The sequence below is a fragment of the Tistrella sp. genome (assembly GCF_002684955.1).
Classification (GTDB): domain Bacteria; phylum Pseudomonadota; class Alphaproteobacteria; order Tistrellales; family Tistrellaceae; genus Tistrella; species Tistrella mobilis.
This window is the reverse complement of the sequence record NZ_NYWI01000060.1, coordinates 32,174-49,965: the sequence shown is the minus strand read 5'-3', so window position 1 is coordinate 49,965 and position 17,792 is coordinate 32,174. Positions and strand designations below refer to the sequence as shown.

The window sequence follows — 17,792 nt, the reverse complement described above, 5'->3', positions numbered from 1 at the left end:
AAGACGGCATGAAGAACACGATCGTATATCTTCGCCCCTACCCGACCGTTACGCGCAATCCGGCGGTGCCGTCGTCAGGAAGGCGCGCCCTCACCGCCCGTAAACCGCCCCCTCCACCGCCAGATAAAGCGGCAGCGATTTCACATCCGCAAAAGGCAGGATCTGGGTCGCATAGACCCCGGCGATGCCGGTTTTGGGGTCGATCCAGTAATAGCTGTTGGCGAGCCCCGCCCAGGCGAGGGAGCCGGCCGGGCGGCCGGTGGGGGCGTCTTCCTCGTTGATCATGAAGCTGAGGCCCCAGCTTTTGGGCAGGCCGGGGAAGAACTCGGCATCATTGGTCAGGTCGTGGAGCACGGCCTTGAGCGGGCGAACGCGGAGATCGCCCATGGCGTTGCGGCTCATCTGCGCGACGGTTTCGGGCTTCAGAACCTGACCCCCGCCATCGGCGCGGCCCTGGTTCAGGAACAGGCGGCAGAAGCGCAGATAGTCGCGCACCGTGCCGTAAAGCCCGCCGCCGCCCATTTCGAATTCCGGCTCCTGCGGGATTTCGAGGTCGGTGGCGGTCAGCCCGCCATCGGCCCCGCGGGCATGGATCGGCGCCAGCCGGGCGCGCATGTCGTCGCGGATGCGGAAGGCGGTGTCGGTCATGCCCAGCGGCCCCAGCACCTCTTCGGCCAGATACGCGCCCAGCCGGCGGCCGGTCACCGCCTCGACCATGCGACCGGCGAAATCGATGCCGACGCCATAATCCCAATGCGTCCCCGGATCTGCCATCAGCGGCACGTCGAGCGCCGCCAGCTGGCAGCTGACCACCGGCGGCAGGCCCATCACCTCCTGGCAGCGCACCACATCGGCGTTCCAGAAGTCGTAGGAAAAGCCGGAGGTGTGGGTCAGCAGATGGCGGAGCGTCACCGGGACGCGCGGGGCGCGCAGCCGGGGATTGCCGGCCTCATCGAACCCGTCCAGCACCTGGACCCGGCCGAGTTCGGGCAGGACATCGGCGGCGGGGCCGTCGAGCGACAGCGCCCCGCGCTCCACCTGCTGCATGGCGGCGGTGCCGGTGACCGCCTTGGTCATCGAGGCGATCCAGACCACGGTGTCGGGCGTCATCGCCTGGTCGCCACCGGCGGTGCGGGTGCCGGCCGCCGCCTCGAAAATCTGGCCGTCGGCATCGCCGATCGCCACCGCCACACCCGGCACATCGCCGGCCGCGGCCGCCTGGTCCAGCAGGGCCTGCACCCTGGGGCCGAATTCCTGCGCGTTCACGCTCATCAGACGTTCCTCCGGTGATCCCGGCCGTGTTGCCCGGCCGTTGTCATGCCGCAAGTCTAGCACGCTGCATAACGCAACATGGAGCGCTGGTTTTGCGTCAGATCCGGCGGGCGGCCAGCCAGCTGAACAGGGCCATGAGACCTGCGGTCGCAAGACAGAGGCCAAGCCCGCCCAGCTGATAGCTCACCCCTGACAGCAGGGTGCCGATCAGCCGGCCGGCGGCATTGGCCATGTAATAGAAGCCGACATCGCGGGTGATCCGCCGGGCATCGCCGAAGGCCAGGATCAGATAGGAATGGACCGAGGAATTGACCGCGAAGACGAAGCCGAAGACCAGCAGTCCTGCGACCAGCAGCAGGGTGAGCCAGGGCGCCGGATCCCCCGCCAGCCAGACCATCGCGGCGAGGGAGAGCGGGACCGGCACCAGCAGCCCCGCCCAGAGGACCGCCTTGCGCAGGATTTCCCGCTCCGGCCGGCCGGCGGCCTTCAGGATGCGCGGCGCCAGCGCCTGAACCAGACCATAGGCGATGATCCAGACCGCCATGAAGCCGCCGACGATGAAGAAAGCCTCGCGCCGCCCCTCGGCCGTGCCGTCCGACAGCACGGCCTGGAAATAGACGGGGATGCCGACCACGAACCAGACATCGCGGGCGCCGAACAGGAACATCCGCGCCAGCGACAGCCGGTTGATCCGTGCATCCTTCGACCGCCAGCCGGACCAGCTTTCGGATGCCTTGATCCGCCCCGGCAGCCCTGCGGGCAGGAACAGGATCACGGCCGCCAGGATCACCGCCAGAACCGCCGCCATGGCCCAGAGTGCGGCCTCGAAACCCGCCAGCGCCAGCAGGGCGGCGCCCAGGAAGAAGCCCAGCCCCTTGACCGCGTTCTTCGAGCCCGTCAGCAGCGCCACCCAGCGGAACAGCCCGCCACCCGTCGCCGGCGCCAGCAGCTTGACCGCCGATTTGGACGACATCTTGGCGAGATCCTTGGCGACACCCGATGCGCCCTGCACCGCCATGACGAAGGCGACCGAAGCCGCCAGGCCCCAGCCCGGATCGAGCCGGGTGAGGGCAGCAAGTGCCGCGATCTGCAGGCCCAGCCCGCCATAAAGCGTCGCCGCCAGCCCGAACCGCGCCGCCAGCCAGCCCGCGGCCAGATTGGTGGCGATCCCCGCCAGTTCATAGAGCAGGAACAGCCAGGCGAGCTGCACCGGCGTGAAGCCCAGCGCGTTGAAATGCAGCAGCACCAGCATGCGCAGCGCGCCATCGGACAGCATGAAGGCCCAATAGGCGGCGGTGACGGCGGCATAGGCGCGCAAGGGGTTGGCGGGGGCTGCCTGCTTCACCATCTGCCGGCCACCATGCTCACGATATCGGCCATCCGGCAGGCATAGGCCCATTCATTGTCGTACCAGGCATAGATCTTCACCTGGGTGCCGCCGACAACCAGGGTCGAGGGGGCATCGACGATCGCCGAGCGCGGATCGTTGACGAAATCCGCCGAGACCAGCGGCCGGGTCTCATAACCCAGAATGCCGGCGAGCGAGCCCGCGGCCGCCGCCTCGAACAGCGCATTCACCTCGGCCACGCTCGTCTGCCGCGCCACCTCGAACACGCAGTCGATGATCGAGGCGTTGAGCAGCGGCACCCGCACCGCATGACCGTCGAGCCGCCCGGCGAGTTCGGGGTAGATCAGCCCGATGGCGGTGGCGCTGCCGGTCGTGGTCGGGATCAGGTTCATCAGCGCCGAGCGCGCCCGGCGCATGTCCTTTGCCGGCCGGTCGACCATGGTCTGGGTGTTGGTGACGTCGTGGATGGTGGTGATCGCGCCATGGCGGATGCCGATGCCCTCGTGGATCACCTTCACCACCGGCGCCAGACAGTTGGTGGTGCAGGATGCCGCCGTCACCAGGCGGTGCGCGGCCGGATCATAAAGCCCGTGATTGACCCCGTAGACCAGGTTGAGCGCGCCGCCATCCTTCACCGGCGCGCTGACCACCACCGTCTTCACGCCCGCGGCATGATAGGGCGCCAGTGCCGCGGCGGTCTTGAACACGCCAGTGCAGTCGATCACCAGATCCACGCCATCGAGCGGCAGCGCCGCAATGGTCTTCTCGTGGGTGAGGCGGACCCGGTGGCCGCCCAGGATCAGGGCGCCGTCCGCCACCTGCACCGACGTCGGCCAGCGGCCGTGGACGCTGTCGAATTCCATCAGCAGCGCATGCTGGGCGGCATCGCCCGCGGCATCGTTCAGAAGGACGATATCGCCACCGGCGCCGGTATCGATCAGGCGGCGCAACACCAGCTTGCCGATCCGGCCGAGGCCGTTGAGGGCGATGCGGGGAGACATCGGGTCAGACCTCGTCACTGGTCGCAGCCTCGGCGGCGATGCGATCCACCCGGCCCTGCAGGGCCAGCCGGTCGAGCGCCGCGAAGGGGAGTGCCGTAAAGATGGCGATGCGTCGGCGCAGGGCGCCATAGGTGCGGGCGAAGGCGAGTGCCTTTTCGCTCTCGGTACCCTGCGCCTTCACCGGGTCGGGCAGGCCCCAATGGCCGGTGATCGGCCGGCCCGGCCAGGACGGGCAGTCCTCGGCGGCCGCCGTGTCGCAGACGGTGAAGACGAAATCCATCACCGGGGCCCCGGCTGCCTGGAATTCAGCGACGGGCTTCGATCGCAGCCCCGAAATGTCGTGGCCGTTGCGGGCCAGAACCTCCAGCGCCGCCGGGTTCAGCCGGCCGTCGCCGCCGGTGCCGGCCGAAAAGGCGGTGAACCGGCCGCCACCCAGATCACGCAACAGCACCTCGGCCATGATCGAGCGGGCGGAATTGGCCGAACAGATGAACAACACGTTGAAGCCGGCATCGCGCATCGCGGGGGTGTCCTTTTGAGGCCCCAGAATGGAGCCGAGCAGATCCGGGCGGGCGCGCCCCAGATCGAGCGCCAGATAGCCGATCAGCCGCTCGGTCGCGGCCAGATCCACCGCATAGAGCAGCGACCGGCCCCGGCGTTCGGCCGTGATCAGCCCCACACCCGCCAGATCGGCCAGGTGGTGGGAAAGCGTGTTCTGTTTCAGGCCCAGCGCCGCCGCGATCTCGGTCGGCCGCACCCCCTGCGGTGCGAAGCGCATCAGCAGGCGGAAGACCGCGAGACGTCCCGGATGGCCGAGCGTGGCGAAGGCATAGGCGGCGAGTTCATTTTCCATGATTCCGGAATATAGGAAATATGAGCGCCGCGCTCGTGAAACCTTTATGACGATGGCCGCAGGACACCCTTGCAGGAAAACGCCTGGCCCCGGCCGATAATTTGTCCGTACAATTCGGGACCACCAGACCGAACGGATCCGCCCCATGGCCCAAGCCGACAACCCCCACCCTTCCACACCTGCCGATATTCCAGGGCCGCCGCGGCTTCTGACCGCGCTGCTGGTAACCATGGCGGTGCAGATGGTCTCGACCGGGGGCGCGCTGGCGCTGTCGACCATCGCACCCATCGCCGGGGCTGCCCTTGGCGTCGCGCCGTCTCTGGTCGGTTTCCAGGTCAGCCTGGTCTATCTGGCGGCTGCCATCACCTCGGTGATGGCGGGCGGCATCGTGCGCCGCTTCGGTCCGGCCCGGGCCTCGCAGATCAGCATGGCGACCTTCGTGATCGCCCTGCCCGCCTTCGGGTCGGGCAGCCTGCCCCTGATGGCGGCGGCCGCCCTGATCGCCGGCTTCGGCTATGGGCTCAACAACCCCGCCGCCTCTCAGATCCTGATCCGGGTAACGCCCGAAGGGCGGCGCAACACGGTGTTTTCGCTCAAACAGGCCGGCGTGCCGCTGGGGGGCGTGACGGCGGGGCTCGCCTTCCCGGCGATGGCCGTGGCGCTGGGCTGGCAGTCGGGGCTGTGGCTGGCCGCGCTCGCGCCGCTTGCGCTCATCCTGGTGTTGCAGCGGCTGCGCCCGGCCTGGGACGGCGATCGCGAGCCGGGGGCCCGGATCGCGCAGGACTGGATGCAGGGCCCGCGCCTGACGCTGCGGGAGGCGCCGCTCAGGGCGCTGGGGCTCCTGGGCCTGCTCTATTCCATGCTCCAGCTGTCGCTCTCCACCTTCACCGTGGTGATGCTGGTCACGGAACACGGCTGGTCGCCGGTGGCCGCCGGCAGCGCGCTGGCGCTGATCCAGGCCTCGGGCGCGCTCGGCCGGGTGATCTGGGGGTTCCTGGCCGACCGGCTGGGGGCCGGTTTCCTGGTGCTCGCCATCGTGGGCGCCATCTCGGGCGCCGGCGCGCTCGCCATCGGCCCGGCCGCGGCGGCCGGACCGGGGGTGCAACTGGCCCTGCTTTGTCTGATTGGTAACACAACTAATGGTTGGAATGGCGTGATGCTGGCGGAAGCCGCCCGCCGGGCGCCCACCGGGCTGGTCGGTGCCGTCACCGGCGGCGTGCTGATCCTCACCTTCGGGGGCGTGGTGATCGGCCCGGCCGGTTTCAGCGCCGCCCAGGGGCTGACCGGCAGCTATGCCGCCACCTTCGCGGTGTTCGGCCTGGTCTCCCTTGCCGGCGCCGCCTTCGCGTTCCGGGCGCATCTCGCCAATCGGCGTTGACCGGCAGCACACCTTCACGGCGCCTGTCCATCGCATTATGCAGCAGATTAACGACCGTTGGTTTTCAAAGAACGGTCATTGACACCCTTTCGGCTCAAATCTAACCTTTCACGCAATAATCCTGAAAGTGGGAACGAGCATACCGGCAGACACGTCTCTCCCAGAGGCGTGAACGGTTTCGCTTATTCCCGGATCAAGGACATGAGGGGAAGGGGATCGGATCATGAAAAGGCGCATGACGGATATCGGGGTCGACCGCTTCGGCAGGCTGGCAAGCCCGATGAGCAAGGCAGAGGCCGATGTTTTCCAGACGGTGACCCGCGAAGCCGCGGCCACCCCCAACGGCGTGATGTCGCTCGACATGCGCAACGAGACGCATCGGCAGTTCATCCTGGACCGCTTCGGCGGCGATGACTATCTGGAGCGCCACTTCCCCAGCACCCGCCGGCTGATCAAGCTGACGGAGGCCCATCACACCGCCACCGGCGGGCCCCGCAAGGCCACGCTTCTGGAGATGGACGATCCCCAGCCGGGCAGCTGGGTGCCGGCGGTGACGCTGACCTATCTGGGGGTGGAGCCGAACAGCAACCAGGTTTCGGCCCAGGGCATCGTGACGCTGACCGGCATCTCGACGGTCACCGCGCTCAACCTCATCCTGGTCGACAACCATACCGGTCAGCAGATCGGCAGCAGCTCGATCCCGCAGCAGTACAACAGCACCACCCAGGTGGTGGAACTCACCTCCGGCGCCTCGGTGGTCGACGGCAAGCTGGATGTGACGGCCACGCTGTCGGCGGCCTATCTGCCGGCCGGCGCCAATGCCCTGGAAACCGTGGTCGCCACCGCCGATCTGCGCGGCGTGGACGCGATCGACACCCTGACCGTGGTCGACCCGAACCACAATTCGCACCCCACCCGCGACTACATCAAGGTCGGCCTGAACCGCACCGACAACCAGGTCGGCGATTGCGACTATTATTACCAGTACGGCAATGACGGCTCGAAGCCGATCGTGGGCCTGGCGGTCAATGGTTCGGCGACCCTGCTTCAGGGCTATACCGTCGCCCAGAACCCGAATTTCAACGGCAGCTGCATCCTGTTCCGCCGCTCGGGCCAGGGCGATGGTGCGGCGATCGCCTTCCCGTCGGATGCCATTCCGGGGCTGTGCACCGGGGCCGGCGGCGCGATCAGCTGGGCGATCGGCCCCGACTGGCTGCAGGGCGCGCCCTGGGATCAGGGCCAGACCATCGATCTCGACTTCCTGCTGAACTTCAGCCTGTCGACCGGCGAGAACGCCTTCATCCGGGTGACGAGCGTGCCGCTGGGCCTTGGCACGCCGCCGGCCAATATCGGCGTGACCGCGCCGATCCAGTTCGTCTGGGGCTGCGTGGCCGCCGGCAGCCTGGTGCAGCTGGCCGACGGCACGACCCGGCCGATCGAGAGCCTGACCGCGGGCGAACGGGTGGCCGACGGCTTGGGCGGCAGCCTGCGCATCGCCGAAGTCTGGCGCGGCACCGAAGACAAGCCCATGGTCCGCGTGGTGACCGAGGGCGGCGGCGAGGTGCTGCTGACCCACAACCACCCGGTGCCGACCACCGCGGGCGTGATCCTGGCCGAGGCGCTGGAGACCGGCGCCGTCGTCACCACCGATCACGGCCCCGCGCGGGTGGTGCTGGTCGAGCGGGTGTCCCATGACGGCCAGGTCTTCAACCTGGATCTGCTGCCCGACGGGGCCGAAAGCCTGGCCGATATCGACGACGACGCCATCACCGGCTTCATCGCCGGCGGCATTCTGGTGGGCGACAACCGCATGCAGGCGGTGCATGCCGCCCGCGCGGCGCTGCCGGCCGATCTGCCCGACCCGGTCGAGATTCTGGGCCAGACCCTGGGCGACGACTGGCGGCTGGACGTGACCAACGCCCGCCGGATCGCCGCCGGCCTGGCGCCGATCGCCCGCATCGACGGCTGATCCCAACCCACAGATCACGACGGACGACGACGCATCCCGCCGGTCCCATGGGGGCCTGCGGGGTGCGCGGGCTTCTGCATCGGGGGAAGAGCGCATGTCCACCGCCACCACGCCGGCCGCGCCGGTCATCTCGTCGGTTTCCTGCACCACCGGCGGCACCCGCCCGGTCTTCTCCCTGGCCTGGCTTATCCAGCAGGGATATACCGGCCCGTTCACGATCATCGTGACGACCGCCGGCGGGACAGCCGTCACCGGCACCGCATCGGGCATGACGCCCAGTGGCGGCACCTGGACGGCGGGCGAGGACATGAACGCCCAGACCACGATGTATTACGTCCAGGTCGCCGTTCAGAGTGATCCGACCATCATCTCCGACCGGGCGCCCCTGCTGTTTGTGCCGGTCACCAACATCACCACCGCCTATGACGGCATCACCCTGTCGGTGGGCTGGACGGCGGCCGCCTCGGCCATGCCGGCCGGCCAGACCCAGATCCGGCTGACCACCGGCGGCGGGTCGCAGGTCGCCTCGGTCACCTCGGGCACCGTCGCGCAATTCGTGGTCGCCCCCAATCTGCGCACGGCCGGCGGCAGCTGGACCGTGAAGGTCACGCCGGTCTTCGACATCTCAAGCGGCCCGGTCAGCGATCCGGCCACGGTGCTCTATGCCCGCCCCGATGTCAGCGCGGTGGCGGTGACGACACCGCTCGATACCGTCAACACGCTGATCACGGTGTCGGGCGCCGGTCTGCCCGACAGCGGCGATGTCTGGTTCGTCGCCAGCCTGGTGCAGGCGGGCCGGGTGGTCGCCACCACCGCGCCGCTGGCCGGCACGCTGACCGGCACCCGGACCTGGACGATGACCGCAGGCTTCGGCATCGCCGCCGATCTGGCTCATGACTATGCGGTGACGGCGGCGCTGTCGTCGCAGACCGCCGGTGTCGCAACCGGGCCCGACGGCGCGTCGATGGGGCTGGTGCTGCTCTCGCCCACGCTCGACGTCGTCACCACCGCCTCGGGCACCGACCGGACGATCAGCGTCACCATCACGCCCCCGGCGGGCAGCCCGGCGATCAGCGGCTCGGCGATCAACCTGCTCGGCGCCGACGGCCAGCCGGTTGCGGGGGGCCAGGCCTCGGGCACGGGGCTCAGCCACAGCGTCGGCCCCGCGGGCCTGACCATCGGCGCCGCCTATACGGTGATCGCCGCCGCCTGCCGCGGCTCGTCCACCGGCCCCTATACCACCACCGGCCTGCCGGTGCTGACCTCGGCCGCGGCGCTGACCGGCGCCACGCTGGATGGCGGCGTGGTCACGGCCAGCTGGAACACCGTCACCGATACCGGCGTCACCGGCTATCGGCTGGATCTGGTCTCGGGCCATAGTGTCTCGGGCCTGGGCGTCATGGCCTCGGGCACCTTCAGCGGCGGGACCGGCAGCCTGTCCGTGCCGCAGCTGCCGGCCGGCGCCCAGGGTGCCGCGCCGTCTCTGGTCGTCCCCCCCATCGGCTCCGGCGCCACGGGCAGCACCACCGGGCCGGGCTCGGTCGCACTGGCGCTGATCAGCGAGGCGGTCGCCGTGACCGGCATCGCCTTCCCCGCCGCCGGCGGCGACGTCGCCGTCACCCTCAGCGCTGCGGGCCAGGGCGAGGACGGCTATGCGCTGGAGCTGTGGAAGAACGGCACGCTCAGCCAGAGCCTGACCAGCGCCACCACCACCGTCACCATCCCCGCCGCCGCCCTCGCCGATCCGGCGAGCTATACCGTGCGCGGCCGGGCGACGCGGTCCAATGCCACCGTCAAGGGGCCCTGGAGCACGTTCACCCCGCTCGCCGACATCGCACCCGCGGGCCTTGCCATCGCCTATGACGGTGCCACCGCCACGCTGTCCTGGCAGGCGGTGGCCGGGGCGTCGGCCTATCTGGTGACCGGCATTCCGAACTCCACCGGCGTGCTGACCACGGCGACCGCACTCCAGGTCGGCATCGCCTATGCCAGCGATCAGAACCCGACGCTCAGCGTTCAGGCGATCAGCGGCGTCACCACCGGCCCCGCGGCGGCAGCCCAGCTCTTCACGGCCGGTCTTTACCCCACCTTCGCCCAGGACACCGCGGCCGCGATCATTCCCGCGACCGCGCCGGCGATGACCGCCTATCAGATCACCATCGGCCTGCCGCAGCTGTTCACCACCCCGCCGGCCGCGGCCGATCTGCCGGCGGTCGCCCCCTTCGCGATCGTCGAGGGCACGGCCCCCTATACCTATGCCCTGACCATCGCCGGCGATCCGGACGCCCTGCCCTGGACCTTCACCGCCGAGGCGGTGCGCCAGCCGCTGGTGACCGCCTGGAACAGTTTCCTGACGGCGCTGGAAACGGCGACCGCCACCCCGCTCGCCATCCAGACGGTGCAGGCGGCGATTGCCCGCGCCATGCCGCAGACCTTCGCCGAAACCCTGCTCTTCGGCTACAGCTTCGACCCGGTCAACGGCCATGTCGATCTGCTGCCGGGCATGGTGCTGCGCGCGGAATTCGAAGCCTATACCACCATGCCGGCCGGATCCCCCGATCAGGCCTATCTGAACGGCTTCGTGACCTCTGGCGTCGCCCGCTGGCAGGTGGGGCGGATCGTGAAGAACGGCGTCACCTGCACGGTGCTGGATGAATTCGTGGGCCTGGTCACCAGCCAGGGCGGCACCACGGTGCCGCGGCCGCTGCCGTCGAACCGCAAGGTCGCCGGTGCCGGCGGGTTGATCGATACCGGCTGGTCGACCATGCAGCAGCCGCTGCTCCGCCTGGTCTATCCCCAGGCCTTCCCGTCCTGCGCCCAGCCGGGCACGCCCTATCCGGAACTGAATGCGGTGCTGCTCGCCGCCTCGAAACTGTCGGATCTGGAGGCGGCGACCGAAGCCGCGCATAACGGCACCGATGCCAGCGCCCGGGCGGCGGTGCTTTATTTCCGCGGCCGCACCACGCTGGTGGCCGAGATCCGCATCCTGGTGAACGGGGTGGAACAGCTGGTGCCGCTGGGCACGACGCTGGGCGATGTGCTGGCCCCCCGCGCGCAGGAGCCGGCGACGGTGGGCCTGCCGCTGACCGGCATCCGCCTGACCCGCGGCACCGGCCCGTCGCCCGCCGGCACGCCCGCCAGCTACAATGCCGGCGGCGGCCAGCCGCTCAGGGTCGACTGGGCGCCCGCGGCGAATGCCGCGATGACCGCCCTGCCGCTGATGGCCGGCGACCGGATCGAGATCGGCACCCCGCCCGCAGGTGCCGCATGAGCGGCGGGGCAGAGCCCGCCTTCAGCCGGGCGGCCGCGGGCTCGCCGCTCTACTGGCTGACGGATGGCGGCAACCGGGCGGGGTTCCTTGCCTCGGATGCCGCGGGGTTCGGCGACAGCATCACGCTGTCCACCAGCTGGACCGATGCCCGGGGGCTGTGGTTCTGGCTGGACCAGGCGCCCGCCGACCCGGCCGGGTTCGCCGGCCCGCTTCAGGCCTTTCTCACCCTGCTGCCGCCGGCCCGGGGCCCGCGTTTCCTGTGGATCGCGGGCGTGGCGCTGGGCGTTTACGGCTGGACCGGGTCTGCCGTCGACATGGCCCGCAGCGGCGACGTCACCTCCGTCACCGGCGGCCAGACCTTCGATGCCGGCGGCATCATCGTGGTGGCGCCGGCCGGCGGCCGGGTGATGGTGGAACAGGCCTCCGGCGATCAGAGCTGGCTGTTCCGGGTTCATGACGGCACCGCCCTTACCCTGCTGGCGGGCGATGCCAGCCTTGCCGCCACGCAGAACCTCTGGGGCATCAGCTACAACCCGCTCCGGCCGGGCGCGCTGGTCTGGACGCTGGATCTGCCGGCCCCGGCCACAGATGAGGCGGGCGAGGGCGCGGTGCCGGTGCTGACCGCCATGGGCGCCAGCCTGCGCTTCTTCGCCCCCGAAATGGCCGAGATGCTGCCGATCGGGGCACCGCCGGTGCCGACCGGGGCGGTGCGCAGCCTGCAGGTGGTGCCGCTGCGCCAGCGCGCGGCGGTGACGCTCTATTGCGCCTTCGACCCGCTGGCACCGCTCGATCCCGCCCGCACCCGGTTCGGCCTTGCCCCTTTCGGCACCACGGCATCGGGCGACGCGCCGGTTTTCGACAGCGGCTATGTCACCGCCCTCGGCTATGGCGTGCAGCTGAAACCGGTGCAGATCGCCAGCCAGACCCAGCCCGGTTTCGTGCTGGCGGTGCAGCCGCTGACCACCGGCGCCATCGGCGGCGCCCCGGGCGATGTGCCGGTTGCGTATTACCTGACGCCGGACGGTGATTTCACCCTGCTGGGGCTGGACCAGGGCGGCCAGCTGGCGACGGCGCAGCTGTCGGAAGACATCGCCGCCGCCGCCCCGGCGGTGCGCGTGCTCTGCGGCACCACCGGGCTCGATTATGTCGGGCTGAACACGGCCGACGGCAATGTGTTGAGCTTCCGCGCCGGCCGCGCCGCCTATGCCCCGCCCGCCCGCGCCGAGGACGAGGCGCCGGTGCTCACCCAGGACGATGCGCCGGCACCGCCGGCCCTGACCGATCTGGGCACCACCGCCTGGAGCTGGATTTCGGCCGGCAGCGCGCCGCGCTAATACGCCCAGCCCGAGGATGCGCCCTTCTATGCCGGCGGCTATTCGGGCTTTCTGTCCTATCTGGAAATGGCCGCCACCGATCTGGTGACCGACGATCCCGCCCCCGCCTTCCCCATGGTCGGCTATGCCGGGCTTGCCGCGGAAGATGCGGTTTTCGCGCGCGACATCGAGGCGCGCGGCATCGCGCCCGAACGCCGCCGGCGGATCGGGCTCGCCACCGGCACGCAATGGAATGTGGCAAGGGCCGCGGATGCCGCAACCGCCCTGGCCGGCACGGTAACCCCGGCGGTCTCCCCGCCCGGTATCGCCATCGGCTATGCCGGCGACAATCAGCCCTGGGCCTGGCTCGGCATCGGCAATATGGGCAGCAGCGACGGCCTGCCGGATCTGCGCTTCACCGCCATCGACGGCGCCTTCCGTCAGGCGCTGCTGTCCAACCGCCTGTTCATGGTGCTGGGCTCGGCCGCGACCGTGATGGCGTCGGGCTCGGTCGCCTATCAGCTGACCCAGGCGTCGATGAACCTGATCAAGGCCCTGCCGCCGGGCAAGGGCGTGTCGGACACGGTGTGGAACCAGGTCTCGGCCACGGTCTCGCGCGCCGGCTATCCGGTCTACGACACCGAAACCGCCTTCGACCAGATGCTGACCCAGGCGACATCGGGCACGATCACCGCCGAAGAAACCCTGGTCTTCCAGCGCTTCGCCGGGCTGCTGACCCCGGTGATCGGCGACTGGCTGTTCCGGATGAGCCCGCGCAACTGGGCCGCCCCCGATCGCCAGGGGCCGAAAAACGCGCGGATGATCTTCAAATTCGTCAGCGGCCGCACGCTCGCCGATCTGGTTTCCGACACCGCCGCCTGGAACTGGCCCGAGGCATCGTCGGACGACGGCAAGGCCGAAACCGCGCGCAGCGACATTCAGGCCATCATCCGCACGGCGCGCGAAAGCGTCGCCACCGCCCGGCTGAAGAACACCGCCTCGCCCTATGACCGCTTCGTCGAGGTGATCGACGATCCCGACTGGGCGGGCGTGCTGGCGCTGTCGGTCGAGGTTCCGCTCGACACCCTGCCCGAACCGCTGCAGCCGCTGGCCGCCGGCATCGACCCGGCCGGCTTCTATGCCCATCATCTGGGGCTGACCGCCACCTCGTTCACCTCGGACAACGGCACGCTCAGCTTCGACACCACCTCCACCTTCGGCCTGATCGACTATCAGAATCCGATCGACCAGTATTTCTCCAGCGACATCGCCTTCGCCTTCAAGGTCCAGCAGCTGACCGTCGGCTTCGAGAACGGCCGGCTGGCGAGTTTCACCAGCTCGGCGCAGCTGATGGGGAACCGGGTGTTCGGCGCCCAGACCCGGCTCTTCCCCACCGGCCATGGCAACAATCTGATCCTGGACGGCGTCTATCAGTCGGAAGCGGCCGACGGCGGCGACCGGCGCGACACCTATGTCTTCGCGATGCGCGAGGCAGGGGCGTTTCAGTTGCAGCTGGGCCAGCTGTCGGAAATGGCCGTCGATCAGACGCGCATGGTCACGGCCCGCGCCGCCGACCCTGAGACCGGCAACACCACGGTCACCGCGGCCTTCCAGATGGCCGGCCGCCTGCGCTTTGCCGAGCCTGAGAAGTTCGACCCCTTCTGCTGGGGGCCGCCACTGACCGCGGCCGGAACGATTGTGGACGGCGGGATCGACCTGCCGGCCGAGGCAGACACGACCGATGCCGCATCGGCGGCAGGCCTTGCCTATTCGAACTATGCCATCACCATGAGCTTTTCGCTGTCCGATCCGACGGCGGTGACCTTCACGGTCCAGGATGCCGACCTGACCCTGAATGCGGCAAACAGCCGGGCGCGGCCGAACTCGCTCTTCGCACGCTTCCCGCTGAGGCTGGCGGGGTTGATGGGCACCCCGGATCCGGCGGCCACCGGCCAGGCGTCTACCCGCACGCCCGAGGCCGCGGGTTTCGTATCGATCTCGGCCCCCCTTCAGCAGGGGAAGCTCACTCAGCCCTGGTACGGGCTGGTCTACGAGGTCGACCTCGGCACGCTGGGCGCGCTGGCGGGGTCGGTGGGCATCACCGTGCGCCTGCTGGCGGCCTGGAGTGCCGGCGGCGGCGACAAGGGCAATCCCGGGATCTATTTCGGCGTGGCCCTGCCCGGGATCGAAAACATGCTGGGCGTCAGCCTGCCACTGCAGGGCATCCTGGATATCGGCTTCCGGACCATTCAGTTCACCACCTATGAAGACGAGCAGCACGGCCGTCAGTATCTCATGCGGCTCAGGGATTTCGGGCTGCATGTCCTGGGCCTCTCCTTCCCGCCCGGCAAGAACGACATCACCGTCTTCGGCAATCCCGACCAGACCTCGAACACCAAACTCGGCTGGTATGCCGCCTATGACGACGGCAAGGAGGTGCCCGCAAACAAGTCGGCTGCCACCGAAGGCCGTCTCGCCGGCCCCGGCCGGAAGGCGCCGCCGGCACACAGGACCGGGGCGACCATACGCGCGGCGCGCGGCGCCAGACTCCGGGCGGATGGCGGAGAGAGCGCATGACAGACACGCCGGACATCACTCTTGCCCATCTGCTCCGGATCGAGAACGCCGCGCGGGTGACGATGTCGTGCCTGTGGTGCGATCAGGGCATGGCCAACATGCTGACGGCCAATGAATACGAGGACGACTATATCCCCGATGTGGTCGCCCTGTTCGACTTCGGGACCACCGTCAGGTTCATCACGAAAACCCTGGTGCCGAAGCTTGCGGCACCGGCGGTCGAGAGGGTCTGCGAGGTCCTGGAAAGCCAGGAACAGGCCGGCAAGCCACCACGCATCGACCTGGTGGTGATAAGTCACCAGGACGAAGATCACTGGAAGCTGCTTCGCTACCTGATGGACGCCGTCAAACTGCGCAAAATTCCGATGACGGTCGGAAAGATCATCTATGCCGGCAGCGACTGGGGTAACACGGCACGCAACACACTGATCGAACTCGGGACGTATACCGCAAATCCGAAAAAGGATCTGACCTACTGGGACACGCTGGTTTCGGACTATAGCAATCCGAGTAAACCGCCGACCCAGGCAGATGCGCTGGGCGACATCGTGATCCGAACGCTCATCGCCAATTCGCCCACCACCTCCAAGGCGAAGTCGAACGAGCGCAAGAACGCGACATCGGCGGTCATGGTGATCGACTATGCCGGCGAGCGGATCATCCTGCCCGGGGATGCAACCTACGAGACCCTGAACCAGATCAACATCTATCTCAGCGCCTGGAAGAACAGTCCGGTTCAGCCGGTTTCGCTCATGTCCGCCCCTCATCACGGGGCGCTGGCCACAATGACCAAGAGCAGCACGACCGACAACGACGCCGATCTGAGCGAGTTGATCCGCTTCACCGAACTCACGCAGCCGAACAGCGTCATCACCAGCGCCGGCATCGCCAACAGCCACAGCCACCCGCACGCGATCGTTCTGAAAAAGCTGATCAAATATGCCGGGTCGGGGGCGTTCCTTCTCCACCCCGTGGTCTATTACGACCTCTTGGCCAAGGAATTTCGTGTGCAGAAGGAAGTGATGGCCAACCTCTACACCACCGTACTGGGTCTCAACACGCCGGTACCGGTCGCAAACTGGTTCTACACGCTCACCCCCGATGATCCGATGGTGACCAATGTCGAAACCTTTTACGGCGCCTGTAAGGCACTGATCAATGTCCCCGATACCTCCCCCGATGTGTTCGGGCTGGAGATGGAGATCAGCGAGGACGATGACATGAATGGCGACATGACGGAGGCCATGACCGTCATCACGCCCCTGCCATCTGCACCGCTCCGCTTCCGGTCCTCTCCGGAAGGCCGCAATGGCATGACGGCCCCGGTCAGACGCGCCAGCGTCCTGATCCGCCCCACGCCAGACCGGACCAGAGACGAGGGCGCCGCATGACCATCGAACTCGCCTATATGGACGGCATGTGGTGCGGCCAGGGCATGGCACATCTGCTCAGGCTCTATACTGATCGCTATGCGCGGCCGGACAAGGATGCGGCCGAGATGATGGCGCTGTTCGACTTCGGTAATTCGGGCGGCGGTCTCAGCCAGTCGAAGGAAGTTCTGGGCATTACCCCGCCAGTGCGAACGCTGATCGAAGCGCTTGAGCTGCAAATGGCCCAAGGCAAGCCTCCGAAGCTGGATCTGGTGCTGTTCAGCCATCAGGACACAGACCACTGGACGCTGACCAAGGAGTTCCTGGATCAGGTCGCGACGCGCAACATTCCACTAGAGGTCGGTCGCATCCAGCTCGGCGGCACGAATTGGGGCCCGCAGGCCAGGGCGACCATCGGCCGTCTCGCGAAATTTCTGCCCGAAGGCGACGGCCCCGTTTCCTACCTCACCAATGCCAGCGACTATGGCGATGCGAATGGTGACGTCACGGAGACCATGGCACTCGGCCCGGTCTCGATCCGGACCATCGTGTCCAATGTGCCGAGCGCCACGAAATCCCAAGCGCTGATCAAGAACGGCAGTTCGGCCGTGGCAGTCGTTCAGTATGGCCAGACGGCTTTCATCCTCCCAGGCGATGCCACCTACGAGACGTTGGACTTTGCCAATACTCTTCTGCAGGCGTGGACGCAGTCGCCGCTGCCCAATATCTACATGATGTCGGCGCCACATCATGGTTCCCTCGATACCATGACGCGCAAGAATATCGGTGATAAGAGCGACCTTGCCGAGTTGAATACCTTCGTCGAACTGACATTACCCTATTCCATCTTTGCCAGCGCCGGATATTACAGTCATCACAAGCATCCCTATCTGTCCATCCTGGTCGCTCTGTCTAAACATACAGGCTCTCACGAATACCCTGACCCGCATGGGGTCGTTGCCTATGAGGCCGATACGGCGCGCTGGACCCTGCTCCCAGAGGTCGACCGGAACGTCTACACCACGGTCCTCGATCTCGACCCCGACAAGCCGTTGCAATCGGCCGACTGGCTGTTCTGGATCAATGACCAGGGCCATTTCGGCACCGATGCCCGGTTCTTCGAAGGCGGCGCCCGACAGATCATCGGTGTTCCACAGACTGATTCGACCACGATGATCCTGGAGGAAGACGGCAGCGGCGGCGGCGGTGGTGGTGGTGGTGACGGTATTTCTGCCGTCACCGCACCACCCGGCCCGCTACGTGTCGGCGATGTCCTGCCGGGCCTTGAGCGCGGCCATCTCGTACGATCCCGCCAAATCCTGGCCCGCCAGATCCTCGACAGAGGCCGCGCGGCATCAACGATCGGATCCGCCCGTCCGATCCCGCCACCGCGCCGGGTCAGACCGCGCATCGCCGTCTGATCTGCCCGCCTCGCCTTCC

Annotated in this window: 11 protein-coding genes; 7 read left to right on the top strand and 4 right to left on the bottom strand. The window is 68.2% G+C overall.

Translation table 11 applies throughout. The annotated features are described in order from the left end of the window. Positions 1-90 precede the first annotated feature (90 nt). From CMO28_RS18715 to CMO28_RS29940, 4 genes are all read right to left on the bottom strand, one after another. Complete coding sequence (locus CMO28_RS18715; protein WP_296715790.1) at positions 91-1,272, bottom strand: serine hydrolase domain-containing protein; 1,182 nt, start codon at positions 1,270-1,272, stop codon at positions 91-93. A 97-nt stretch (positions 1,273-1,369) separates the two neighbouring features. Beyond that, on the bottom strand, positions 1,370-2,620 hold the full coding sequence (gene arsJ, locus CMO28_RS18710; protein ID WP_296715789.1) for an organoarsenical effux MFS transporter ArsJ: 1,251 nt from the start codon (positions 2,618-2,620) through the stop codon (positions 1,370-1,372). After that, positions 2,614-3,621: an ArsJ-associated glyceraldehyde-3-phosphate dehydrogenase gene (locus CMO28_RS18705; RefSeq protein ID WP_296715788.1), complete on the bottom strand. Its 1,008-nt coding sequence runs from the start codon at positions 3,619-3,621 to the stop codon at positions 2,614-2,616. The genes arsJ and CMO28_RS18705 overlap by 7 nt, the downstream gene beginning before the upstream one ends. A gap of 4 nt (positions 3,622-3,625) precedes the next feature. Next, a complete protein-coding gene (locus tag CMO28_RS29940) occupies positions 3,626-4,474 on the bottom strand; it encodes a metalloregulator ArsR/SmtB family transcription factor (protein ID WP_296715787.1) in 849 nt (282 codons plus the stop codon). A 145-nt stretch (positions 4,475-4,619) separates the two neighbouring features. Between CMO28_RS29940 and CMO28_RS18695 the strand changes: the two genes are divergently transcribed. The 7 genes from CMO28_RS18695 to CMO28_RS18665 all read left to right on the top strand — a co-directional run bounded on the left by CMO28_RS18695 (position 4,620) and on the right by CMO28_RS18665 (position 17,773). After that, a complete protein-coding gene (locus tag CMO28_RS18695) occupies positions 4,620-5,852 on the top strand; it encodes an MFS transporter (RefSeq protein WP_296715786.1) in 1,233 nt (410 codons plus the stop codon). Between the two features lie 235 nt (positions 5,853-6,087). Continuing rightward, positions 6,088-7,821, top strand: a complete 1,734-nt coding sequence (locus CMO28_RS18690; protein WP_296715785.1) for a Hint domain-containing protein — start codon at positions 6,088-6,090, stop codon at positions 7,819-7,821. A gap of 94 nt (positions 7,822-7,915) precedes the next feature. Continuing rightward, on the top strand, positions 7,916-11,092 hold the full coding sequence (locus CMO28_RS18685; protein ID WP_296715784.1) for a hypothetical protein: 3,177 nt from the start codon (positions 7,916-7,918) through the stop codon (positions 11,090-11,092). Next, positions 11,089-12,426, top strand: a complete 1,338-nt coding sequence (locus tag CMO28_RS18680) for a hypothetical protein (protein ID WP_296715783.1) — start codon at positions 11,089-11,091, stop codon at positions 12,424-12,426. Before CMO28_RS18685 ends, CMO28_RS18680 begins: the two co-directional genes overlap by 4 nt. 66 nt (positions 12,427-12,492) lie before the next feature. Continuing rightward, positions 12,493-14,982, top strand: a complete 2,490-nt coding sequence (locus CMO28_RS18675) for a hypothetical protein (RefSeq protein WP_296715782.1) — start codon at positions 12,493-12,495, stop codon at positions 14,980-14,982. 89 nt (positions 14,983-15,071) lie between these two features. Continuing rightward, positions 15,072-16,373 carry an MBL fold metallo-hydrolase gene (locus CMO28_RS18670; RefSeq protein WP_296715781.1) on the top strand — a complete coding sequence of 434 codons (1,302 nt, stop codon included), beginning with the start codon at positions 15,072-15,074 and terminating at the stop codon, positions 16,371-16,373. Then, positions 16,370-17,773, top strand: a complete 1,404-nt coding sequence (locus CMO28_RS18665) for a hypothetical protein (RefSeq protein ID WP_296715780.1) — start codon at positions 16,370-16,372, stop codon at positions 17,771-17,773. Before CMO28_RS18670 ends, CMO28_RS18665 begins: the two co-directional genes overlap by 4 nt. Positions 17,774-17,792: the final 19 nt, after the last annotated feature.